The organism is Halorubrum sp. 48-1-W (assembly GCF_003287355.1).
In the GTDB taxonomy this organism is placed as follows: Archaea; Halobacteriota; Halobacteria; order Halobacteriales; family Haloferacaceae; genus Halorubrum.
Genome location: NZ_QMIM01000015.1, coordinates 1 through 18,045, shown reverse-complemented (window position 1 = coordinate 18,045; position 18,045 = coordinate 1). Strand labels below are relative to the sequence as shown.

Genomic DNA, 18,045 nt, shown 5'->3' with positions numbered 1-18,045 from the left:
TCACAGGTAGCCCAGATCGGCGAGCTGCTGTTCCATGGCCGCCGAGTACTCCGCCGTCCCGTTACTCCCGTGGCTCCCGTCACGGACGGTCATCCGGCGGAACGCGTCCTCCAGCTGCCCGTCGAGCCGGTCGCGGACCGCCGGTCGTTCCTCGCCGACGTCCGTCTCCTCGTCCGGGAGCGCGAACAGCTCCGCTCGGTCCGAGCTCTTCAGGTACTTGAACTCGTCCGTTCGGAGCGCCGTCACCGGGGTCCCGTGGTACCGGGAGACGTCGAACTCGGAGTCCGCCTCCAGGTACTCGTCGAAGTCGGGGACGCCCCGCTGGCTGATGGCGTAGTCGGGCGCGGTCTCGCGGAGGTCGACGCCGCTGAACTGGTCGTGGCTCACCCCGAGCCGTTCCGCGACGGTTCGGGTCACGTCGACGTGCTGGATCACCGAGTCGCGCGTGCCGGCGATCCCGTCGAGCCCCGAGACAACCATGGGAACGTTCGTCAGGTGGTCGTGGAGGACCAGGTTGTGACCGAGGATCCCCTGTTCGCCGAACAGGTCCCCGTGGTCGGCGGTGACGACGAACACGGTCTTGCCCGCATCGAGCTCCCGGACGTGATCGAAGAGCGTGCCGACGAACTCGTCCGCGTACGCGATCTCCGCGTCGTACATCGCCCGGAGCGCGTCCCACTCGTCCGGCGTGAACGGACAGCCGTCGGCGATCCGTTGGATCATCCGGTCCCGGCTGTCGTACGTCTCCAACGACAGCTCCAGCGCCTCGCTCGCCGAGTACGCGATGTCGTCGGTGAAGCGGTCGATCCACTTCCGTGGGGGCGTGTACGGCAAGTGCGGGTTCGGACAGTGCGTGTAGAGGAAAAAGGGAGAAGCGTCCGCCGAAAGCGTATCCAGCCACCGTTTCAGGGTCTCCTGCATGACGTACGTCTGGTTGTGTTCCCGCACGTTGAGGGAGAACCCCGGACCGTAGCGTCGGGAGCGAAGGAGGTATCGGAGTGCCTCGCGCCGGGTCTCGGCGTCGTTGAACGCCTTGCGGAGCAAGAAGAGGTGGTGTTTCTCGAAGCCCTTGTCGAGCCCCGTGGCCTCGCTGAGGTACGAACTCGGCGTGAGACACGCCGTCCGGTATCCCCGGTCGCGGAGGAGTCCCGGAAGCGTGGCGACGTCGTCGGGGAGCGGCTCCTCGGCCTTCCCGTCGTATCCGACGCGGTGTTCGGACAGGTACGTTCCCGTGAGGATCGAGGCGCTCGACGCCGGCGTCCACATCGACTGGGAGAAACAGTGCGGAAACGAGACCCCGTCCGACTGCTCCGCGATCCGGCGCAGGTTCGGTGTCGTCTCCCGTTCGTATCCGCACACGGACGCGTTCGCAGCTCGCACGCTCTCGAGCGTTATCCAGACGACGTTGGGACGGGCCTCGTCACGCTCCTGGCTCATGGAGCGTGTCCGATAAGCTACCCCATGAGTATACACCGTCTAACCGGAGACCGGAGGCGATACAAGGGCGAGTAGCGCAGGTAGGCGAACGCGAGGTGCCCCCACGACCACATGGTCGGTCGACGACCCCCGCTCGACGGTCGACCCGTCCGGTCGATCGCTCGGCGTTCCGGCGCGACTATTGAAATGGTCCCCGCTCGAAGGGGCGACATGGATCGAGAGCCGAGCCGAGAGGACCCGGCGAAGGGCGACGAGTACGTGCTTCCGGACGGGTCCACCGAGATCGTCTTTCTCGTCGAGGGCGGGCGCGTCCTGACTGTCAGCGAGTACGAGAGCATCGACGCGTTCGAGGAGGCCGTCTCGACCGGCCGATACGTCGGGACCAGGGAGGAGGTGGCGACGATGCCCGGCGTCGAGGCGTTCGACGGGCCCGACCCCGCGACCGACGACCCCGAGGACTGAGGGGGGGACCGTCGGGGCCGAGGGACCTCGGTCGACCTCGGGGTCCACCCCGGGAAGCCCCGAAGCCACCCCGGGAAGCCCCGAAGCCACCCCGGGAAGCGTCGGTCACTCCTGGTACCAGACGTCGACGGTGCGGTGGGCGTACCCCTTCCCCACGACGTCGAGTTGCCCGTCGCCGTCGAGGTCGACCAGTTTGGCCTCGTGTGTCGGGACGCCGCTGTCGATCAACTCCGATCCGAACGTCCCGTCGCCGCGGTTCCGGAACACGAACTGCCGCGGGTCGTGACTCGGCTCGAGTCCCATCTCCGCGACGAAGATGTCCAAGTGGCCGTCGCCGTCCAGGTCGGCCACCTGGAGTGTGTGCGGGTTCGAGAGGTCCTCGTGGAGGACCGTCAGGTCCCACTCCGGCGGGTCGAAGACGCCGAGCCGCCCCCGCCGGTCGCCCTGGTACGGGAGGTCGCCCTCGGTGACGACGAGTTCCGGGTCGCCGTCGCCGTCGACGTCGGTAGCGACGACCCGCGTCCACTCCCACCCCTCCGCGACGACCTCGCGGTCCCAGGACCCGTCGTCGTTCCGGTGGAACACGTTCGTCCCGGCGACGATCTCGGTCCGGCCGTCGCCGTCGACGTCGAGGACCTGGACGCCCTCGACGTTCAGGTCCTCGGCGACGACGTGCCGGTTCGAGGCCGGCCACGGCTCCAGCCGCGGGTCCGCCGGAACGTCGTAGTAGAAGACGACCTCGCTCTCCTGTGAGAGCGCGAGCACCTCGAGGTCGCCGTCGTCGTCCACGTCGGCCACCGCCACGTCGTGGTACTTCTCGAAGTCGTCGGTGATAAGCCGGCGCGTCCAGCGGTCCCGCGGGTCGGCCGGCTGCTCGAACCAGTAGAGCTCGTGCCGGTTGACGTTCTGTCCGGTCACGAGTTCGAGCCGGCCGTCGCCGTCGATGTCGCCGAACGCGGCGCCGATCGACAGTTCCGGGGCCCGCGCGACGTCATGACGCTCCCAACCGGGGTTCTCGTACCAGAAGACGTTGTACTCGAGCCGGTCGATGAGTTCGCGGGTGCCGGGGAGCTTCCCGAGGCTGATCCGTTTGTTCAAAACGGGGAGGGTAACGGGGAGCTTCCGGCCCACGGCGCCGACGACGACGTCGGGACGGCCGTTCCCCGTGAGGTCCGTGGTGAGACAGAACCCCATGCGGGCGGCCGGCGGGTCGTCGTCGATACACTCGTGGCGGAGTTTGAGCCGCTTGCCGACTTGACTCGACATGGCGACTGGTGCTCCGGAGGTGACATTGTAACGGTGCTGTTAATCCGTCGATAGACCCCTGGCGAGAGACGAGGGACGTCGACGCGAGACGAGTGACCACCGGCGGGGGCGGACCGTCACGCGGCGAGGTTCCGGTAGATGCGTTGGAAGTCGTTCGTCACGTTCCAGTTGCTCACCCACTGGAGGGCCAGGACGTTGACACTGAAGACGACGGCACCGACTGCGATGAGGAGAACCAACGTCACCGGCGCCCCGAACGGCGAGATACGTCCGAGAGACCAGACGACGAGCCCCATGGGCACGCTCGCGAGGAAGGGATAGACGAACTCGTAGACGATAGAGCGGACGGGGATGTCGATGGCGCGCGACGTGATGTAGATGTCGAGCGGGAGCATCGGGAACACGAAGATCCCCGTGACGGTGAGTGCGGTCCCGACGATGCCGAACGCGTCGGTCATCGGATAGATGAAGATGGCGATGAGGACGACTCGTATCGCGGACATCTTGGTGACGTAGTCCGGGCGGCCGATCGCCTCCCAGACGGGACCGAACGTCTTCCCGATCGCGCGCATCAGTCCGTAGAACGCGAGGACCTGCATGGCGGGGATGGCCGGCGTCCACTCCTCGCCGAAGACGGTGAGTATGAACTCGGGGGCGACGGCGGCGATCCCGATCGCCGACGGGAAGGCGACGAAAGAGGACATCCGGATCGTCTTTCCGAAGGCGTTACGCAGCTGTTCCGGGTCCGTCTGGAGCTTCGAGAACGCGGGGAACATCACGCTGGTTACCACCTGCGACAGTTCCGTCGCCGGAGCGTTGGAGAAGCGGTAGGTGTACTGGTAGTACGCGAGCGCCGTCGGCGTGAGGAACCACCCGACGAAGGCGTCGTCGCCCTCGCTGTAGAGGAAGTACAGTATCGACGAGCCGGTGAGCCACTTCCCGTAGTCGATGAGCTCCTTGGCGACGTCGACGTCGAACGAGGGATACGGCCGGTAGCCGTGGATGGCGTACGAGATGAAGAACTTCGTGACGTCGGCGGCGACGAACCCGAAAACGAACGCCCACGCCGTCGGGTGGACCATCGCGTACCCCACCCCCACGACGAACTGGGCGATGTCCCCGCCGATCTTGTACACGAACTCCTTGTGGAACTCGAGGTCCTTCCGGAAGTACACGATCCCGGGGTTCCGGAAGCCGAGGAGGAGCGGCGAGAGCCCGAGGACCTGTATCAATCGGACGGCCCGTGGTTCGCCGAAGAACGACCCGGCGACGAACGGCGCGGCGAGGAGGAGGACGCCCGATATCAGCACCCCCCGTCCGATCTCCAGCATCCACGTCGTGTTGAGGTGGCTGTCGACGTCGTCTTCCACCTTCTGAATGAGCGCGTGGTTGAGGCCGATCTTCGTGAACCGCTTCGTCGCGCTCAGGGTCAGCAGGCCGATGCCGACGAGACCGAGCTCGCCGGGACCGATGACCCTGGCGAGTACGGCGAGGAACCCGAGTTGGAGCGCCCGCCCCACCACGTTCTGGCCCGCCAGCCAGGCCCCGCTCTTGACCGTGCGTTCCGCCATGCCCCCCCCGGGCGTCAGCCGTTGGATCAGCGCCCGCAGCTTATCCAGCGGACTCATCGAACGACGTGACGGTGGGGCGCAGCTCGGAAGCTCGCTAGTGAGGCACACGACGGCGTCGTTCGTTCCATTACCTCGTTGTGACCGCGGATCGGCACAATGTAATGTCACTCCTAATGCGAGCGAGCCCGGTACGTCGAGGGAAACCCGAGCCGTCGTTTCCGGAGATCGACCCACCGTATCCTGAAGCGGGTCCGCGTCGACCGCCCGCGCCCGTCGTCTCGCGTCCACGAGGCAACCACGACGACGCGGCGGTTAACCGCCGATGAACTACGCCGGGAGCGATCGAACTCGCGATCGATGCGAGACGGAACCCGCCACACGTCGCGCCACGGACGGCATCGCCGGTCGCCGAACGGCCTCGATAGCGCTTCGGGAGCCACCGAACCACGTCGGCTGTACGACGGCCGGGGGATCCGATGAACGACCCGACGGTGCTGTCGGTCGTCGGCGCGCGCCCGCAGTTCGTCAAGGCGTTCCCGGTGTCGGGGCTGCTTCGCGAGCGGGTCCGGGAGGTGCTCGTCCACACCGGGCAACACTACGACTTCGGGATGTCGGACGTGTTCTTCGAGGAGCTCGACATCCCCGAACCGGAGTACAACCTCGGGGTGGGGTCGGCGAACCACGCGGTCCAGACCGCTGTGATGCTCCGGGAGCTCGACGCCGTCGTCGAGTCGGAGGAGCCGGACCTGGTCTTGGTGTACGGCGACACCAACTCGACGCTCGCCGGCGCCCTCGTCGCAGCCAAACGGGGGATCCCGATCGGCCACGTCGAGGCGGGGCTCCGGAGCGGGAACTGGTCGATGCCGGAGGAGGTGAACCGGGTGCTCACGGACCGCTGTTCGGACCTGCTCTTCGTCCCCTCCGAGCGGGCCGTCGGGACGCTGGCCGAAGAGGGGATCACCGACGGCGTGACCGTAACCGGCGACGTCATGTACGACGCGATCCTGCGGGTGCGCGAGCGGGCGGTCGCGGAGTCGACGGTCCTGGACGACCTCGACGTCGACCCGGACGAGTACGTCCTCGCGACGGTCCACCGACAGGCCAACACGGACGACCCCGAACGGCTGGCCGCCATCGTCGAGGGGCTGGCGTCGTCGCCCCGTCGCGTCGTCGTCCCCCTCCATCCGCGGACGGAGGGCGCGCTGGAGCGTCACGGCCTCCTCGAGCGGGCGACGGACGCGCTGACGCTTACCGATCCGGTCGGGTACGTCGACTTCGTCGGGCTCCTGGCGGGGGCCGAGCGCGTCGCGACCGACTCCGGCGGGGTACAAAAGGAGGCGTTCTACCTCGACACCCGGTGTGTCACCCTCCGCGACGAGACTGAGTGGGTCGAGACGGTCGAGGCCGGGTGGAACGAACTCGTCGGGGCCGACGCCGAGGCGATCCGCCGGGCGCTCCGACGGACGGACGAGTTACCCGAGAAACCGCCGCTGTACGGCGGCGGTCACGCGGCGGAGCGGGTGGTCGACGGCGTCGTGGCGTTCCTCGACTCCGGACCGTCCGAAACTTGAGTCACTCCAACGCCGGCGTGAGGTACCGCGAGATCCCGTGGGCCATCCACGCCTGACACCACCGCATGAGCGTGGTCCGTTTCGTGTAGAAGCGACGTTTCTCGTGGTAGAACGCCCCTTTCCGGTCCGAGAGGTTGTCGACGGCCCACCCGAGTATCCGGCGGGCGAACGCCTCCTCGCCGAGCATCGAGAACACGACGGCACCCTGCGCCGACGAGTGAACGTCGCGGGGGAACTCGTTGGCCTCGTCGTTCCGCGGCGCGCCCTCGTCGGTGAACAACCCCCGATAGAACGGGAGCGCGTCGGCGAGCGTGTCGGCGTACCGCTCCGTCCCACAGACCTCCCGATACCTGAGCAGCGACTCCACGACGAAGCCGTTGTGGAAGTTGTCCATCGAGAGGTGGGACGTGTCGGGCGGGTCGCGGTACATCCACCCTCCCTCCGCCGTCTGTTGGGCTGCGACGTAGTCGAGGATGCCCCTCGCGCCGGCCCGGAACCGGTCCTCCCCGGTCACGTCGTAGAGGTTGGTGAGGAGCCGCGCCCCGAGTGCGTTCGCGTTCAGCGTGTAGTGTTCCCCCGTGTCGATCGGTTTGTACTTGATCCGGGCGCCGTCCGGGTGACTCGAGTACTCGAGGTCGTCGAAGACGAAGTCGCCGGCGGTGACGGCGACGTCCAGGTAGGAGGCGTCGAGGTACTCCCCGGCGGCTAAAAGCGCCTTCACCGCGTACGTCGTGCCGACGATGCCGGGGTCGTTCGGGAGGGTCCGCTTCGAGAGCCCCTGGAGCGGGTGTTTGTGGCCCCCGCAGAACCCGCTGTACCCCGTGCTCCGATTCTCGACGAGCCACGTCGCCAGCTCGCCGGCGTCCTCGCGGAACCGGTCACGGCCGGTGAGTTCGTACGCGCGGAGGTTGGCGAGGGTGAACAGCGCGACGCCCATGAAGTTGCGTCGCGGTTCGACGCCGAGGAGCGGCCGGATGTTGACCGGCGATCGGCGGACCGTCTGCTGGAAGACGAGGTTCAGCCACTTGTTGTCGACCGGTATCGATCTGAGGAGACGACTGCTCTCGCCGTCGTAGAGGTCCCAGCCGCAGTAGTCCCGTTCGCGGGCGTAGTCGAGCACGCCGACGAGGTGGTGGAGCGCCCACGGGTCGGCACGTGACGGCTCGAGGTCGTCCACGACCTGGACGGGGACGTCGGTACCGTCGGTCATTCGAGGTACCCGAGGTCCTCCAGTCGTTTCTCCAGCTCCTCGTCGGCCGTGGCGTCCCGTTCGCCGTCGCCGACGATGGGCTCGCGCGCCACGCGCTCGGGGAGCCCGCCCCGGAACGGCTCCTCGAACGCCTCGCCCTCCATGTCCGTCGGGACGGGCGCGTCGAGGTACCGGAGCACCGTGGGTGCGACGTCCAGTATCGACCGCGTCGAGAGCTCGCCGGCGGAGACGTCGGGGCCGTGGACGAGCAGGGTACCGATCGGGTGGTTGCCCGAGGTCCACGACGTGACCTGCCGCTCGACGACGGAGGGCGTGACGCCGCCGTACACCTCCCACTCGTCGGCCGCGACGAGCATCAGGTCGGGGGCCTCCTCCACGTGGTCGCCGCTGTACACGTCCTCGGCGTACCGCACCGATTCGAAGGGGGACTCGCCGTCGACGCTGATCGCCTCCAGCTCCGCCTTGAGCTCCTCCCTGAACCGATCGGCGTCGTCGCCCAGGCGGTCGCGGTTGACGTATATCGGGCCCTGGCTCAGCGCCACCGCGTCGGACGCCTCCCAGTTCACCCGGTTCGCGAGCTCGAACGTCGGGATCGGGTACCCGGACTCGACGACGCGCTCGTAGAGCCGTTCGGGCAGCACCCGTCGCGCGAGCGCGCCGGCCGTCCGCGGCGAGACGCCGACCCGCTTCAGAAGCGAGTAGACCCCGCCGGTCATCCCGTCGCCCGCCTTGCTCTCGATGGAGAGGTGGCCGTTGTCGATGAGGTACTTGTTGATGACGAACGTTCGGTCGATGTGTGAGTGTCCGTGATCGGAGTAGACGACCGTCGTCAGGTCGTCCGGCAGCTCTCCCAGGTACTCGTCGATGAGCTTCCAGCCACGCTCGGTCTCCGGACCGTCGCCGAAGTGGTGCTGGAGGACGTTTATGTAGAAGACGGTCAGGTGGACGTACGCGAAGTCGTCCGTTTCGAGCGTCTCGAGCAGGAGTTCGAACCGCGACCGGATCACGTCGAGCGCCTCCTCGACACCCCCGGGCGCGTTCACGTCGTCGACGCCGACCTCCCAATCGTACTCGCGCCGGAGCCGGTCGTGGAGTTCCGGCGGGTACGTCATCGGATCGGCGCCGAGGTCGACCTCGAAGGGCGCGCCGAAGCCGGAGACCATGACGCCGTCGAGTTCGGACGGGGGATACGTCATCGGTACGTTCAGGACCGCACACCGCGTTCCCTCCTCGGAGAGGTAGTCCCAGACGTCGGCCGTGTCGAACGAGTCGGCGGTCGGCGAGGTGAGACTGCCGGTCTCCCGATCGAGGTTGAGCCACCAGAACACCCCGACCTGTCCCGGGTTCTTCCCGGACGTGGAACAGCGCCACGCCGGACAGGTCACGGGCGGGAGGACGGTCTCGAGCGGGGCCCTCGTCCCCTCCTCGACCATCCGCTCCAGGTTCGGGAGCTTCCCGTCCGCCATCATCCGGTCGAGTTTGTGCCACGCCGCGCCGTCCAGTCCGAGCGAGAGTAGTCGAGTCATCTATCTGAACCTCCTGTAGAGGTCGGAAACGACGTTCATCGCCCGCGTTCCCCGTTCCATCTCGAAGTACCCGACCGCAGTCGGGTTGTACTTCGATTTGTACCGACAGAGGTGCCGGGTGTTCGCACCGACGAAGTTACACGTGGACGTTCCGGCGCCGATCCCGTCGACCATCGACCGCCAGTTCAGGACGTCGTTGATCGGCACGTCGACGTCGACGTCCGGCTTCGGCGACCCCTGCCAGAGCGTCACCCGGTCGTCGCCGTGGAGCGTGAGCCGACCGCTCACGGGGCGCCCGTCGACCTCGGCGACGTAGACGAGGAGCGTGTCGGGGCCGAGGGCGTCCCGGAGGTCGGCGACGTACGCCTCCTCGAGGAAGAGCCCGCCGTCGCCGTCGTCGTATCTGGCGTTTATCCGACCGAGGACGTACTCCAGCCCCGCTTCGCCCCGCCGTTCGATGGTGTAGGCGTCCTCGGGCGTGTTGCGGATGGACTTCCGTGCGTCCCTGGTCATCGACGCCAACAGCGCCTCCTCGCCCACGGACAGGTCGATGTCGTAGGTGTACCGCGGGGAGACCTCGAAGTCGTTCCACTGGAACGGCCGGACGTCGTCGTACCCCTTCGGCGAGACGACGTGGAAGTACTTCGGCTCGAGGTGTGTTTGCACCCAGTCGAAGCTGGCCTCGGCGAACCGGTTGTTCCGCTTCTCGAAGCGCCGCTGTTTGAGCTTCCGATAGTTGACCAATACGGGGCCGAGGGCCGGGACCCCCATCCCCGGCGGCGGGGAGAACGCCGTCGTCACGGGGCCCTTTCGTAGCTCGAACACGGGGAAGACGCCGACCGGCTCCTGTCCCTTGGATCCGACCAGCGGGTGGAGGGTGGCGTCGCTGTGCTCCTCGATGACTCGCAACGCGTCCCACCGGTGGAACAGCGTTCCCATCGGGGAGTCGTCGACCTGACCGTCCCAGGTACCGTCGAGACCGTCCAGCTGGCTCGAGTCGGCGCGCTCGACCTCGATCGTCATGCGTCTCGGAACCTCCCGTCCGAACTCGGTCGAGAGTAGATACGTATCGGTTGCCGTCTGTACATCTGATAGTTCGGACGGCGGGCCGTCTCCACATCGTTATACGCTCAATACTTCGTCGCAGCGGCGGCGACCGCGTCGACGACGGGCGCCTCGACGACTACCGGTCGAACGGTGTCCCGACGACTACCGCTCGAACGGCGTCCCGACGACTACCGCTCGAACCGACCGGGTTCCACCAGCTCGCCCGGCGGGCCGACCCACCCGCCGGAGTCCAACGCGTACTCGATGATCCAGCGATACAGACGGCGATACCCCGGGAACTCGCGGTCGTTGAAGTACCGCGGGTGCCACAGCACGGTCATGACCGCCCCGTTTCCGGCCGCTTCGTCGACGAGGTCGGCACAGGTCGAGCGGGCCGCCTCGAAGTCGTCGCCGGGGTCCGGCAACGCTACCTCCATGGCGGTGAGCGGAAACACCACGAACGCGTCGTCGAACGGACGGACCGGATCGTACCCGTGGGTGAACCCGACGGAGGAACTGGACCCGAGGCTCGCGTCGTATCGCAGCCCGACGTCCCGGTGGTACTCCCACGTCTCGTCGGCGAGTTTGAGGTGATGCTGTCGGCCGCCGAGGACGGCATGACCCAGCACGGATTCGAGCGTCTCCTTCTCCGCCGAGAGCCTGTCCCTATCGGTCGCGGAGTGGAACGACCCGTGGAGCCCCACCTCCCAGCCGCCGTCGTCGAGCCGGCGGACGACCGTCGCTATCTCGGCGTCGGTGAGGTCGTATCGACCCGCGTGTTCGAGGAGGTTGGCCGGCCGGATCCACTCGCGTGGTCCCTGGCTCGCGAACAGGCTCGGCTCGTTGAGGAAGTAGAACGCCGACCGAACGCCGAGCTCCGACTCGAGCTGTATGACCTCCTCGAACTGCCAGTACGGCTCGACGCTCGGCCGAAGTGACGAGAGGTGGTATAGCGGGTCTCCGGAGAGTGCGAAGTACAAGGCCTGATACGTCTTGTACGGTCTATCGACGTCGTGTGTGGGACACAGCGCGAACTCGTATCCGTCGGGGACCGCGATCCGCGTCGGATCGGCGGGGTCGGTGGGTGATTCCATTGGGGTGGGTGATTCCATTGGCCTCGAACGCGCGACCTCCCTGGGTGGGATCGCCGAAGGCAACGTTCGAACCGACCCGTACCCGGAGACGACGTTCGAACCGATCCGAACGCTGCGGGGACTTCGTTACGCGCCCACATCTCGGCCGGGCGAGGGAGTAAATCTCGGCGTAAGCCCGGTTATTCGACGGTCTGGAACGTCGCGACCGCGGACCCGCGGAGTTCGAGCTCGTCGATGGAGCCCGTGAACCAGTACGCGTCAACCCCTCGGTGGACGACGCCGACGACGGAGTCCGCATCGGTCTTCGGTTCGAGCGAGTCCCACTTTCCGGCCCCATCGGTGGAGTGGTCCTCGCTCTTCGAGACGTCTCCGGACGCCGAGAACTGGTACGAACTGACCTCGTTGCTCTTCGAGCCGTCGAACTCGATGAGGTTGAGTTCACCCGACCCGTCGGCGCCATCCATCAGCTCGCCGTTGCGGTACACCTCGACGCCGCCCGTGACCGTGAGGTCGGTGATGACGCCCGAGAACCCGTACACGTGCGTTCCGTCCTGGATCGCGCCCTCGGCGCTCGAGTCGGAGACGTTGTCCTCGACGTCGTCGGTCGAACTGCTCCCGGCAGCTATCTCCCCGGACACCGTGAACTCGTAGCTGGTTGCCTCGCCGTTGCCGACGAAGCTCAGCGTGTTCGGGAGGTCGTCCTCCTCGCCGAGCGTGGAGAGGTCGTCGCCGTCGAGGACGGTCCCGTTGACCGTGACGGTGGCCGCGTCGGGGTCGGTGACGGCGACCCCCTCGAGCGAGCCGGTGAAGTGGAACGCCGAGCCGTCGGTCGTCGACCCGTTCACGAGCCCGTCCTCGACGGTCGCCCCGTCGCCCGTGGCTCCGGGTACCACGTCGCCCGACGCCGAGAACTCGAACCCGCTCGCGTGGTCGTCGTCGGACTCGACGACGAGGACGTTCTCGCCGAGGACGGCGGGGTCAGCCTCCCGGAGGTCCTCCGGGTTCTGGAGCACGTACTCGTCGACCTCCAGGTCGACGCCCTCGTCCGCGAAGTAGACCGTCGCGTACTCGAAGTTAGTGCCCGAAAAGGTCGTGACGTGGCCGTCGACGTAGAAGTCGTCGACGCCGCGGAGCCTCCCGGTTCGTCCGGAGACGGTATCGCCGTCCGGCTCCTCCTGTGCGTACTCCCCGCTCTCGAGGCCCTCGCTCGCGGTCAACTCGTACCGGACGACCTCGCCCTCCCGCGTCTGGGCGACGACGATCCGGTTCCCGCTCGTCTTCTGGTCCTCGCTCGTCCCGCCGAGCGTGGAGAGGTCGTCGCCGTCGAGGACGGTCCCGTTGACCGTGACGGTGGCCGCGTCGGGGTCGGTGACGGCGACCCCCTCGAGCGAGCCGGTGAAGTGGAACGCCGAGCCGTCGGTCGTCGACCCGCTCACGAGCCCGTCCTCGACGGTCGCCCCGTCGCCGGTCGCGCCGGGAACCACGTCGCCCGACGCCGAGAACTCGTAGTCGATCGCCGTCTCACCGTCGGATTCGACGACGAGGACGTTCTCTCCGAGGACCGCGGGGTCCGCCTCCCGGAGGTCCTCCGGGTTCTGGAGCACGTACTCGTCGACCTCCAGGTCGACGCCCTCGTCCGCGAAGTAGACCGTCGCGTACTCGAAGTTAGTGCCCGAAAAGGTCGTGACGTGGCCGTCGACGTAGAAGTCGTCGACGCCGCGGAGCCTCCCGGTTCGTCCGGAGACGGTATCGCCGTCCGGCTCCTCCTGTGCGTACTCCCCGCTCTCGAGGCCCTCGCTCGCGGTCAACTCGTACCGGACGACCTCGCCCTCCCGCGTCTGGGCGATCACGACCCGGTTCCCGCACGTCGCGGGTTCGGATGTAGAGTCGTCGGTGGAGTCCTCCTCGGTAGAATCGTCTGTGGAGCCCTCCTCGGTAGAATCGTCCGTGGAGTCGTCCCCGGAAGAGCCGTCCTCGGTCGAATCCGAGCCGTCGTCCCGCCAGGAATCGACGACCGGCGCGGGACAGCTCTCGTCCGAGGTGAGGTTGGTCGTCGTGACGTCCGCACTCTCGAAGATCGTCGCCTGGCCGCCGACGTTCACGTTCGTGTCTTCGATGGTCGCGTCCGACGTCCCCTCGAACCGTATCCCGTCCGTGTTGGGCATCTGAATACAGCTGTTCTTCACCGTCGTCCCGTCGCGTCCCCGGACGTCGATCGCCGGTCGCCCGCTCCCGGTGCCGGTGACCGAGACGCCGTCGAGGACCGCCTCGTACGGGGTACCGGCCTTGTCCGCCGATTCGGACTTGATCAACACCGGGTAAATATTCTCCTGGTTACACTCGATGCGCGTGTTTCGGACGCGCATCCCGCCCGTGTCGCCGTTGTTCATGATGCCGGCGACGCCGTTGCCGGCGTTGTTGACGACGATGTCACAGTCCTCGACGAGCGGTCCGTTGTACTCGTATTCCGCACTCTGGATCCAGATGCCGCGGTTCAGTTGGACGCCTCCCGGGTCTTTGACTTCGGCGTCGGGATGGAGGTCGTCGATGTCCATGACGATGGTGGTGTTCTTGATCCACGACTCGTCGCTGGTAACGCGGACCGCGGTGTGCGCGCAGTTCTTGAAGTAACTGTCCTCGACGCGAACCGGCCCTTCGGCCTTCCCGGCGTAGATCCCGGACTCCGTGGCGTTGTGGATCTCGAGGTTCCGATACGTGATGGTGCCCTTCGAGGAGCGTCCGTTGAAGATGGTGAGCGTCGTGCTCGGGTACTCCGGGAACTGGCTCGGTCCCCTGCGAGTCACCCCGTCGACGAGCGCTGAGCCGTCGGGGTCGGTGATGCTGAAGATGAGCAACTGTTCGCCGCCGTGGGGTGCCCACCCGTTGACGAGGAGGTCCGTTACGTAGACCTTATCCGAGAAGATCCCCTTCATTAACGTCATCGAACTGTCCCATTCGTCGCGGCGGTCGAGCGTGACGGACCCGACGTAGAAGCCCGACTGATCGCGGTCGGGCTCGAACATGGTCGGACCAGTCCCGGACACCGGCTTGAACACGACGTCCTCGCGGTCCCCCGTCGTGCTCTCGATCCCGAAGTCGTCGGCACGGAGTCGTACCGAGTCGCTCACGAGGTACTCGCCGGGTGGGAACTGAACGAGCGTGTCGCCCTCGCTCGCGACGTCGTCGAGGACCCCGTCTACACGGTCGCCGTCGGCGATCCCGAGGTCCGAGTCCGCGTTCAGTACCCGTCCGAATTCGATGCCGTTGCGCTCCGCCGATCCGGTCGACGAGGCGTGGGTCGTACCGGCCCCGGCTCCGACTATCCCCACGGCCGCCGCGCCGTACCGGAGGTACCTCCGTCGATCGAGGAGAAGAGTTCCCCCCTCGGTCCGTCCTTCGGAGCCGTTCTCACGTCCACTGGTGTTCGATTTCGAGGTCATCGCAACTGTTATTCGGATATTAATTACGTTAAGTATTTCTTAACATAATCATCCAATGGCTCGTGAATTTCACGGGTATTCAGGTAAACGAACCTGATTTTCAGTATCCGGTGAGCGAAAGACAGACCGGTTCTAAGCCCTAATTAGAGCATGTTAAGTAGATATTAACCCGGTCGGAATGTCCTCACGGACGTGTTTGGTGGGATTCTACTGTAATCGAGAGGACACGATGGGAACGACGATGCGACCGGACGCCGAACGAACACGGTCGCTCTTCGGCGTGCGCCTCGACGGACGTCATCCACGGAGGTGTCCGAACCGGACGCTGTCGTCGTCCACGCTCGTGACCACCGCCGCGGCCACGTCGTCGTCGACGTCCCGAAACGGGAACACGGTTCGGTCCTCGGTGAGATCGAAGCCAGTCATCTCGCTGACTCCGAAGCGCGACGTCACCTCGGGTCCTAACCCCCCGTTCATGCTGAACTCGTTTCCCTCCCCAAACTCGATAGCGTAGTCCTCGAGCGACCCCGACGGCCGTTCGATACGGAGCGGGATCCCGTTGGTTCGGACGGTCACGTCCTCGAAGGCTGTCCCGCCACAACCGACGAGGTCTATCCCCCGACGGGCCCCGAACTCCCGTTCCGAAACGACGGAGACGTTCCGAAGCGTGGAGTTCGGTCGACCCATGATCTCGACGGCTGGCCCCGTCGATCCGTACTCCGAGAACTGTACGTCCTCCAACTCCACGTTCCAGGGCGATTCGACGTACTCGGACGGATATACCGCCCGGAAGGAGGGGTACCGGGTCCAGTTCCGGAGGGTAGAGTCGCGCATCGTCATCCCGCCCTGGTTGTGCGATATCTGTACGAGCGCCTGCGTGACGAACGTCGAACGGAGCTCGAGCTCCGTGTCCTCGATCAGTCCCCCCGTGTATCCCTTCTCTCCGGACTGCATTCGGATACCACGCATGTTCTCTTCGACGCCTCGATTGTCGGGGTGGAAGTCGTCCGAGTCGATAACGATGGTCGCATCCCGTATATACGACCCGTCCCCGGAGATCCGGACGGCATCGTTTCGATTGTTCTTGTAGAACCCGCCCTCAACGTGGACGTCTCCGGGACCCTTCGACGCGTATATGCCGTTCTCCCCCGCGTTTCGTATGTCCAGGTTTCGATACGTGACGGTTCCCACGTGGGCGTGTCCGGAGTAGACACAGAGTTCGTTGTTGGGATACGGGGCGAACACTTGCGGTCCCGTTCGGACGAACCTGTCGACGACCGCCCGGCCGTCCGGGTTCACGACGTTCAAGAGGAGTGCGCTCACCCCGTCCGGGTCGCTCGTCGGGTTCGCGCCGGCCTTCTCGACGTTGTGGATCTGGAGGTTGTCGTCCACGAAAAACGTCATCCCCATGCTTCGGTCGAACTCCTCCCCGAGATCGAAGCTGAAGTTCTCGAAGAGCAGGTCGGTCCCCCGTTCCTGTACTTTGAACTCGATCCGGGAGCCCTCGGTCGTGACGAACTTCACGTCCGTCCGGTCCTCTCCGAGGCCGGCCAACCCCCAGTTCGACAGCTCCTCGACCGAGATCGATCCGGCGATCTTGTACCGCCCCGGCGGGACCTCGATCAGCGCGTCGCGTTCGAAGCTCCTGACGAGCCAGGGGTCGATGCGACGGTCCCCCTCCGGGTCCCACCCGAGGTCTTCCACCGCGTCGAGACGTTCCTCGAACCCGAACTCCTCCTGGAGTCGCTCCCACCTGTTCTCGGGCTCGGGCTCCGGCTCGGAGGGCTCGGGATTCGAGGAGTCGGACCCGTTCGGTTCCGCCCCGTTCGATCGGTCCTCCTCTTCATCGTCTTCCGCCCGGCCGCCACAACCGGCGACCGATCCACCGAACCCCGCCGCTAGCGAACCCAACAGCGCTCGGCGATCCATTACTTCCTAGCGGGGCGTGACGAGTTTAGTTAGCACGTTCATATAGGCGAAGCCGAACGCCCGATCGCCGTGTGGACCGCTCGATTCAGCCGATAAGCGGTCGTTAACCTCGCAGCGAGAAACGGTCCCAGTGACGGTCCGCGTCGGTACGGTATCGGATGGGCGATTCGTTCGGTGACCGTCATGTCGAGCGTCCGTCCGTTTGACCGGCGTTACCGGGTATATTCTCCGTAACTATACTCCCGACCGTCCAAGCTGTTTCGAACTGATGCGCGTCGGCATATTCACCAACACGCCCGCACACGTCCACCTGTATCGGAACGCGATCGCCGACCTCGAAGCCGACGGCCACGACGTCGTCGTGTTCGCGCGCGACGACGGGTGCGCGCTCGACCTCCTGGAGTACTTCGGTATCGATCACTACGTGTACGCGAACGTGGACAACGCGAAGCGGAACCTGTTCTTCAAGCTCCCGAAGCACCTCCGGAACATCCATCGGATCCTTCGAAAGGAGGAGCTCGACCTCGTGTTCGGGATGGGGGTCTACTCGGCGTTCGCCGGGACGGTGTCGAGGACGCCGACCGTCCTGGTGACGGACTCGGAGCCGATAGCGATACAGTACGTCGCGATGTCCTTTTCACCGTTCGTCCAAGCGCTCTTAACGCCCGAGTCGTTCACGCGCGAACTCGGGAAGAAACACTACACGTTCGACGGGTTCAAAGAGACCGCGTATCTCCATCCGGACGTCTACACGAGCACGGGGACGATCCGGGAGGAGCTTGGGATCGGGTCCGACCCGTTCGTGTTGATCCGGTTCAACGCGTTCAACGGGCACCACGACGTCGGGCGTCGCGGGTTCACGTCCGAACAGAAGCGCGAGCTGATCGACCGGATCTCCGAGCACGCGACGGTGTTCGTCTCCGACGAGACGGGCGTCCTCGATCTCGACGGGAGCGCCGCGCGAGCGTACGACGCACACCCGGCGCTGATCCACGAGGCACTCGCCGAAGCCGAGCTCCTGATCGCGGACACACAGACGATGATCACCGAGGCCGCCCTCCTCGGAACCCCCGCGATACGCTCCAACTCCTTCGTCGGCGACGGGGACATGGGGAACTTCAAAGAGTTGGAACGGGCGGGTCTGGTCTACAACTTCCCGGAGTTCGATCCGGTCGTCACGACCGCCGAGGAGTTGCTCACCCGACCGGACACGGACGAGGTCTGGGAGCGAAAACGAAGCGAGTTCCTCTCGGACAAGTGTAACCTGACGGCGCTCATCGTCGGTATCGTCGATCGGGTCGACGTCACCGGATCGATCGGCGAGGCGGTTCGGAAGAACCCCGAGCTGATCCGTCGTCGTGGATCCCCGTTCGCGGTGCTGTCGGCGATTCACGACTGACGTCGTGGGGTCGCCCCGTACCGGTCCGGTGGCGAAGTTACATGTAGCCGAGGTCGCGGAGGCGCTCCATGAGGTCCTCCTTGTCCTGGGCGC

At 66.1% G+C, this 18,045-nt stretch carries 12 protein-coding genes; 3 read left to right on the top strand and 9 right to left on the bottom strand.

Going from position 1 to position 18,045, the window contains the following annotated elements; genetic code table 11:
- Positions 1-1,437, bottom strand: a complete 1,437-nt coding sequence (locus DQW50_RS07685) for a sulfatase (RefSeq protein ID WP_112078709.1) — start codon at positions 1,435-1,437, stop codon at positions 1-3.
- 210 nt (positions 1,438-1,647) lie between these two features.
- Here DQW50_RS07685 and DQW50_RS07680 point away from each other — a divergent pair, with 210 nt between their 5' ends.
- The gene (locus tag DQW50_RS07680) at positions 1,648-1,899 is read left to right on the top strand and encodes a hypothetical protein (RefSeq protein ID WP_112078708.1); all 252 of its coding nucleotides are present in this window, start codon (positions 1,648-1,650) and stop codon (positions 1,897-1,899) included.
- A 105-nt stretch (positions 1,900-2,004) separates the two neighbouring features.
- Here DQW50_RS07680 and DQW50_RS07675 read toward each other — a convergent pair whose 3' ends face one another.
- Both DQW50_RS07675 and DQW50_RS07670 read right to left on the bottom strand, forming a co-directional pair.
- Positions 2,005-3,165, bottom strand: coding sequence for a VCBS repeat-containing protein (locus DQW50_RS07675; protein ID WP_241964374.1), 1,161 nt, complete (start codon positions 3,163-3,165; stop codon positions 2,005-2,007).
- 116 nt (positions 3,166-3,281) lie between these two features.
- Entirely contained in the window at positions 3,282-4,793 is a 1,512-nt protein-coding gene (locus DQW50_RS07670) for a lipopolysaccharide biosynthesis protein (RefSeq protein ID WP_112078707.1), read from the bottom strand.
- Positions 4,794-5,212: 419 nt separating this feature from the next.
- On the opposite strand from DQW50_RS07670, the gene wecB reads away from it, so the two are divergent.
- The gene (wecB, locus tag DQW50_RS07665; protein ID WP_112078706.1) at positions 5,213-6,307 is read left to right on the top strand and encodes a non-hydrolyzing UDP-N-acetylglucosamine 2-epimerase; all 1,095 of its coding nucleotides are present in this window, start codon (positions 5,213-5,215) and stop codon (positions 6,305-6,307) included.
- Position 6,308: 1 nt separating this feature from the next.
- Here the strand turns inward: wecB and DQW50_RS07660 are convergent, their stop codons facing one another.
- From DQW50_RS07660 to DQW50_RS07635, 6 genes are all read right to left on the bottom strand, one after another.
- On the bottom strand, positions 6,309-7,517 hold the full coding sequence (locus DQW50_RS07660) for an antibiotic ABC transporter permease (RefSeq protein WP_198664635.1): 1,209 nt from the start codon (positions 7,515-7,517) through the stop codon (positions 6,309-6,311).
- A complete protein-coding gene (locus DQW50_RS07655; protein WP_112078705.1) occupies positions 7,514-9,043 on the bottom strand; it encodes an alkaline phosphatase family protein in 1,530 nt (509 codons plus the stop codon). The genes DQW50_RS07660 and DQW50_RS07655 overlap by 4 nt, the downstream gene beginning before the upstream one ends.
- Positions 9,044-10,066, bottom strand: coding sequence for a GNAT family N-acetyltransferase (locus DQW50_RS07650; protein ID WP_112078704.1), 1,023 nt, complete (start codon positions 10,064-10,066; stop codon positions 9,044-9,046).
- 212 nt (positions 10,067-10,278) lie between these two features.
- Positions 10,279-11,184, bottom strand: coding sequence for a polysaccharide deacetylase family protein (locus DQW50_RS07645; RefSeq protein WP_112078703.1), 906 nt, complete (start codon positions 11,182-11,184; stop codon positions 10,279-10,281).
- Between the two features lie 179 nt (positions 11,185-11,363).
- Positions 11,364-14,624, bottom strand: coding sequence for a right-handed parallel beta-helix repeat-containing protein (locus DQW50_RS07640; RefSeq protein WP_112078702.1), 3,261 nt, complete (start codon positions 14,622-14,624; stop codon positions 11,364-11,366).
- Between the two features lie 297 nt (positions 14,625-14,921).
- Positions 14,922-16,553 (bottom strand): hypothetical protein, encoded by a 1,632-nt coding sequence (locus DQW50_RS07635; protein WP_112078701.1) that lies wholly within the window; start codon positions 16,551-16,553, stop codon positions 14,922-14,924.
- Between the two features lie 268 nt (positions 16,554-16,821).
- Here DQW50_RS07635 and DQW50_RS07630 point away from each other — a divergent pair, with 268 nt between their 5' ends.
- On the top strand, positions 16,822-17,952 hold the full coding sequence (locus tag DQW50_RS07630) for a hypothetical protein (protein ID WP_112078700.1): 1,131 nt from the start codon (positions 16,822-16,824) through the stop codon (positions 17,950-17,952).
- The last annotated feature ends 93 nt before the right edge of the window (positions 17,953-18,045 follow it).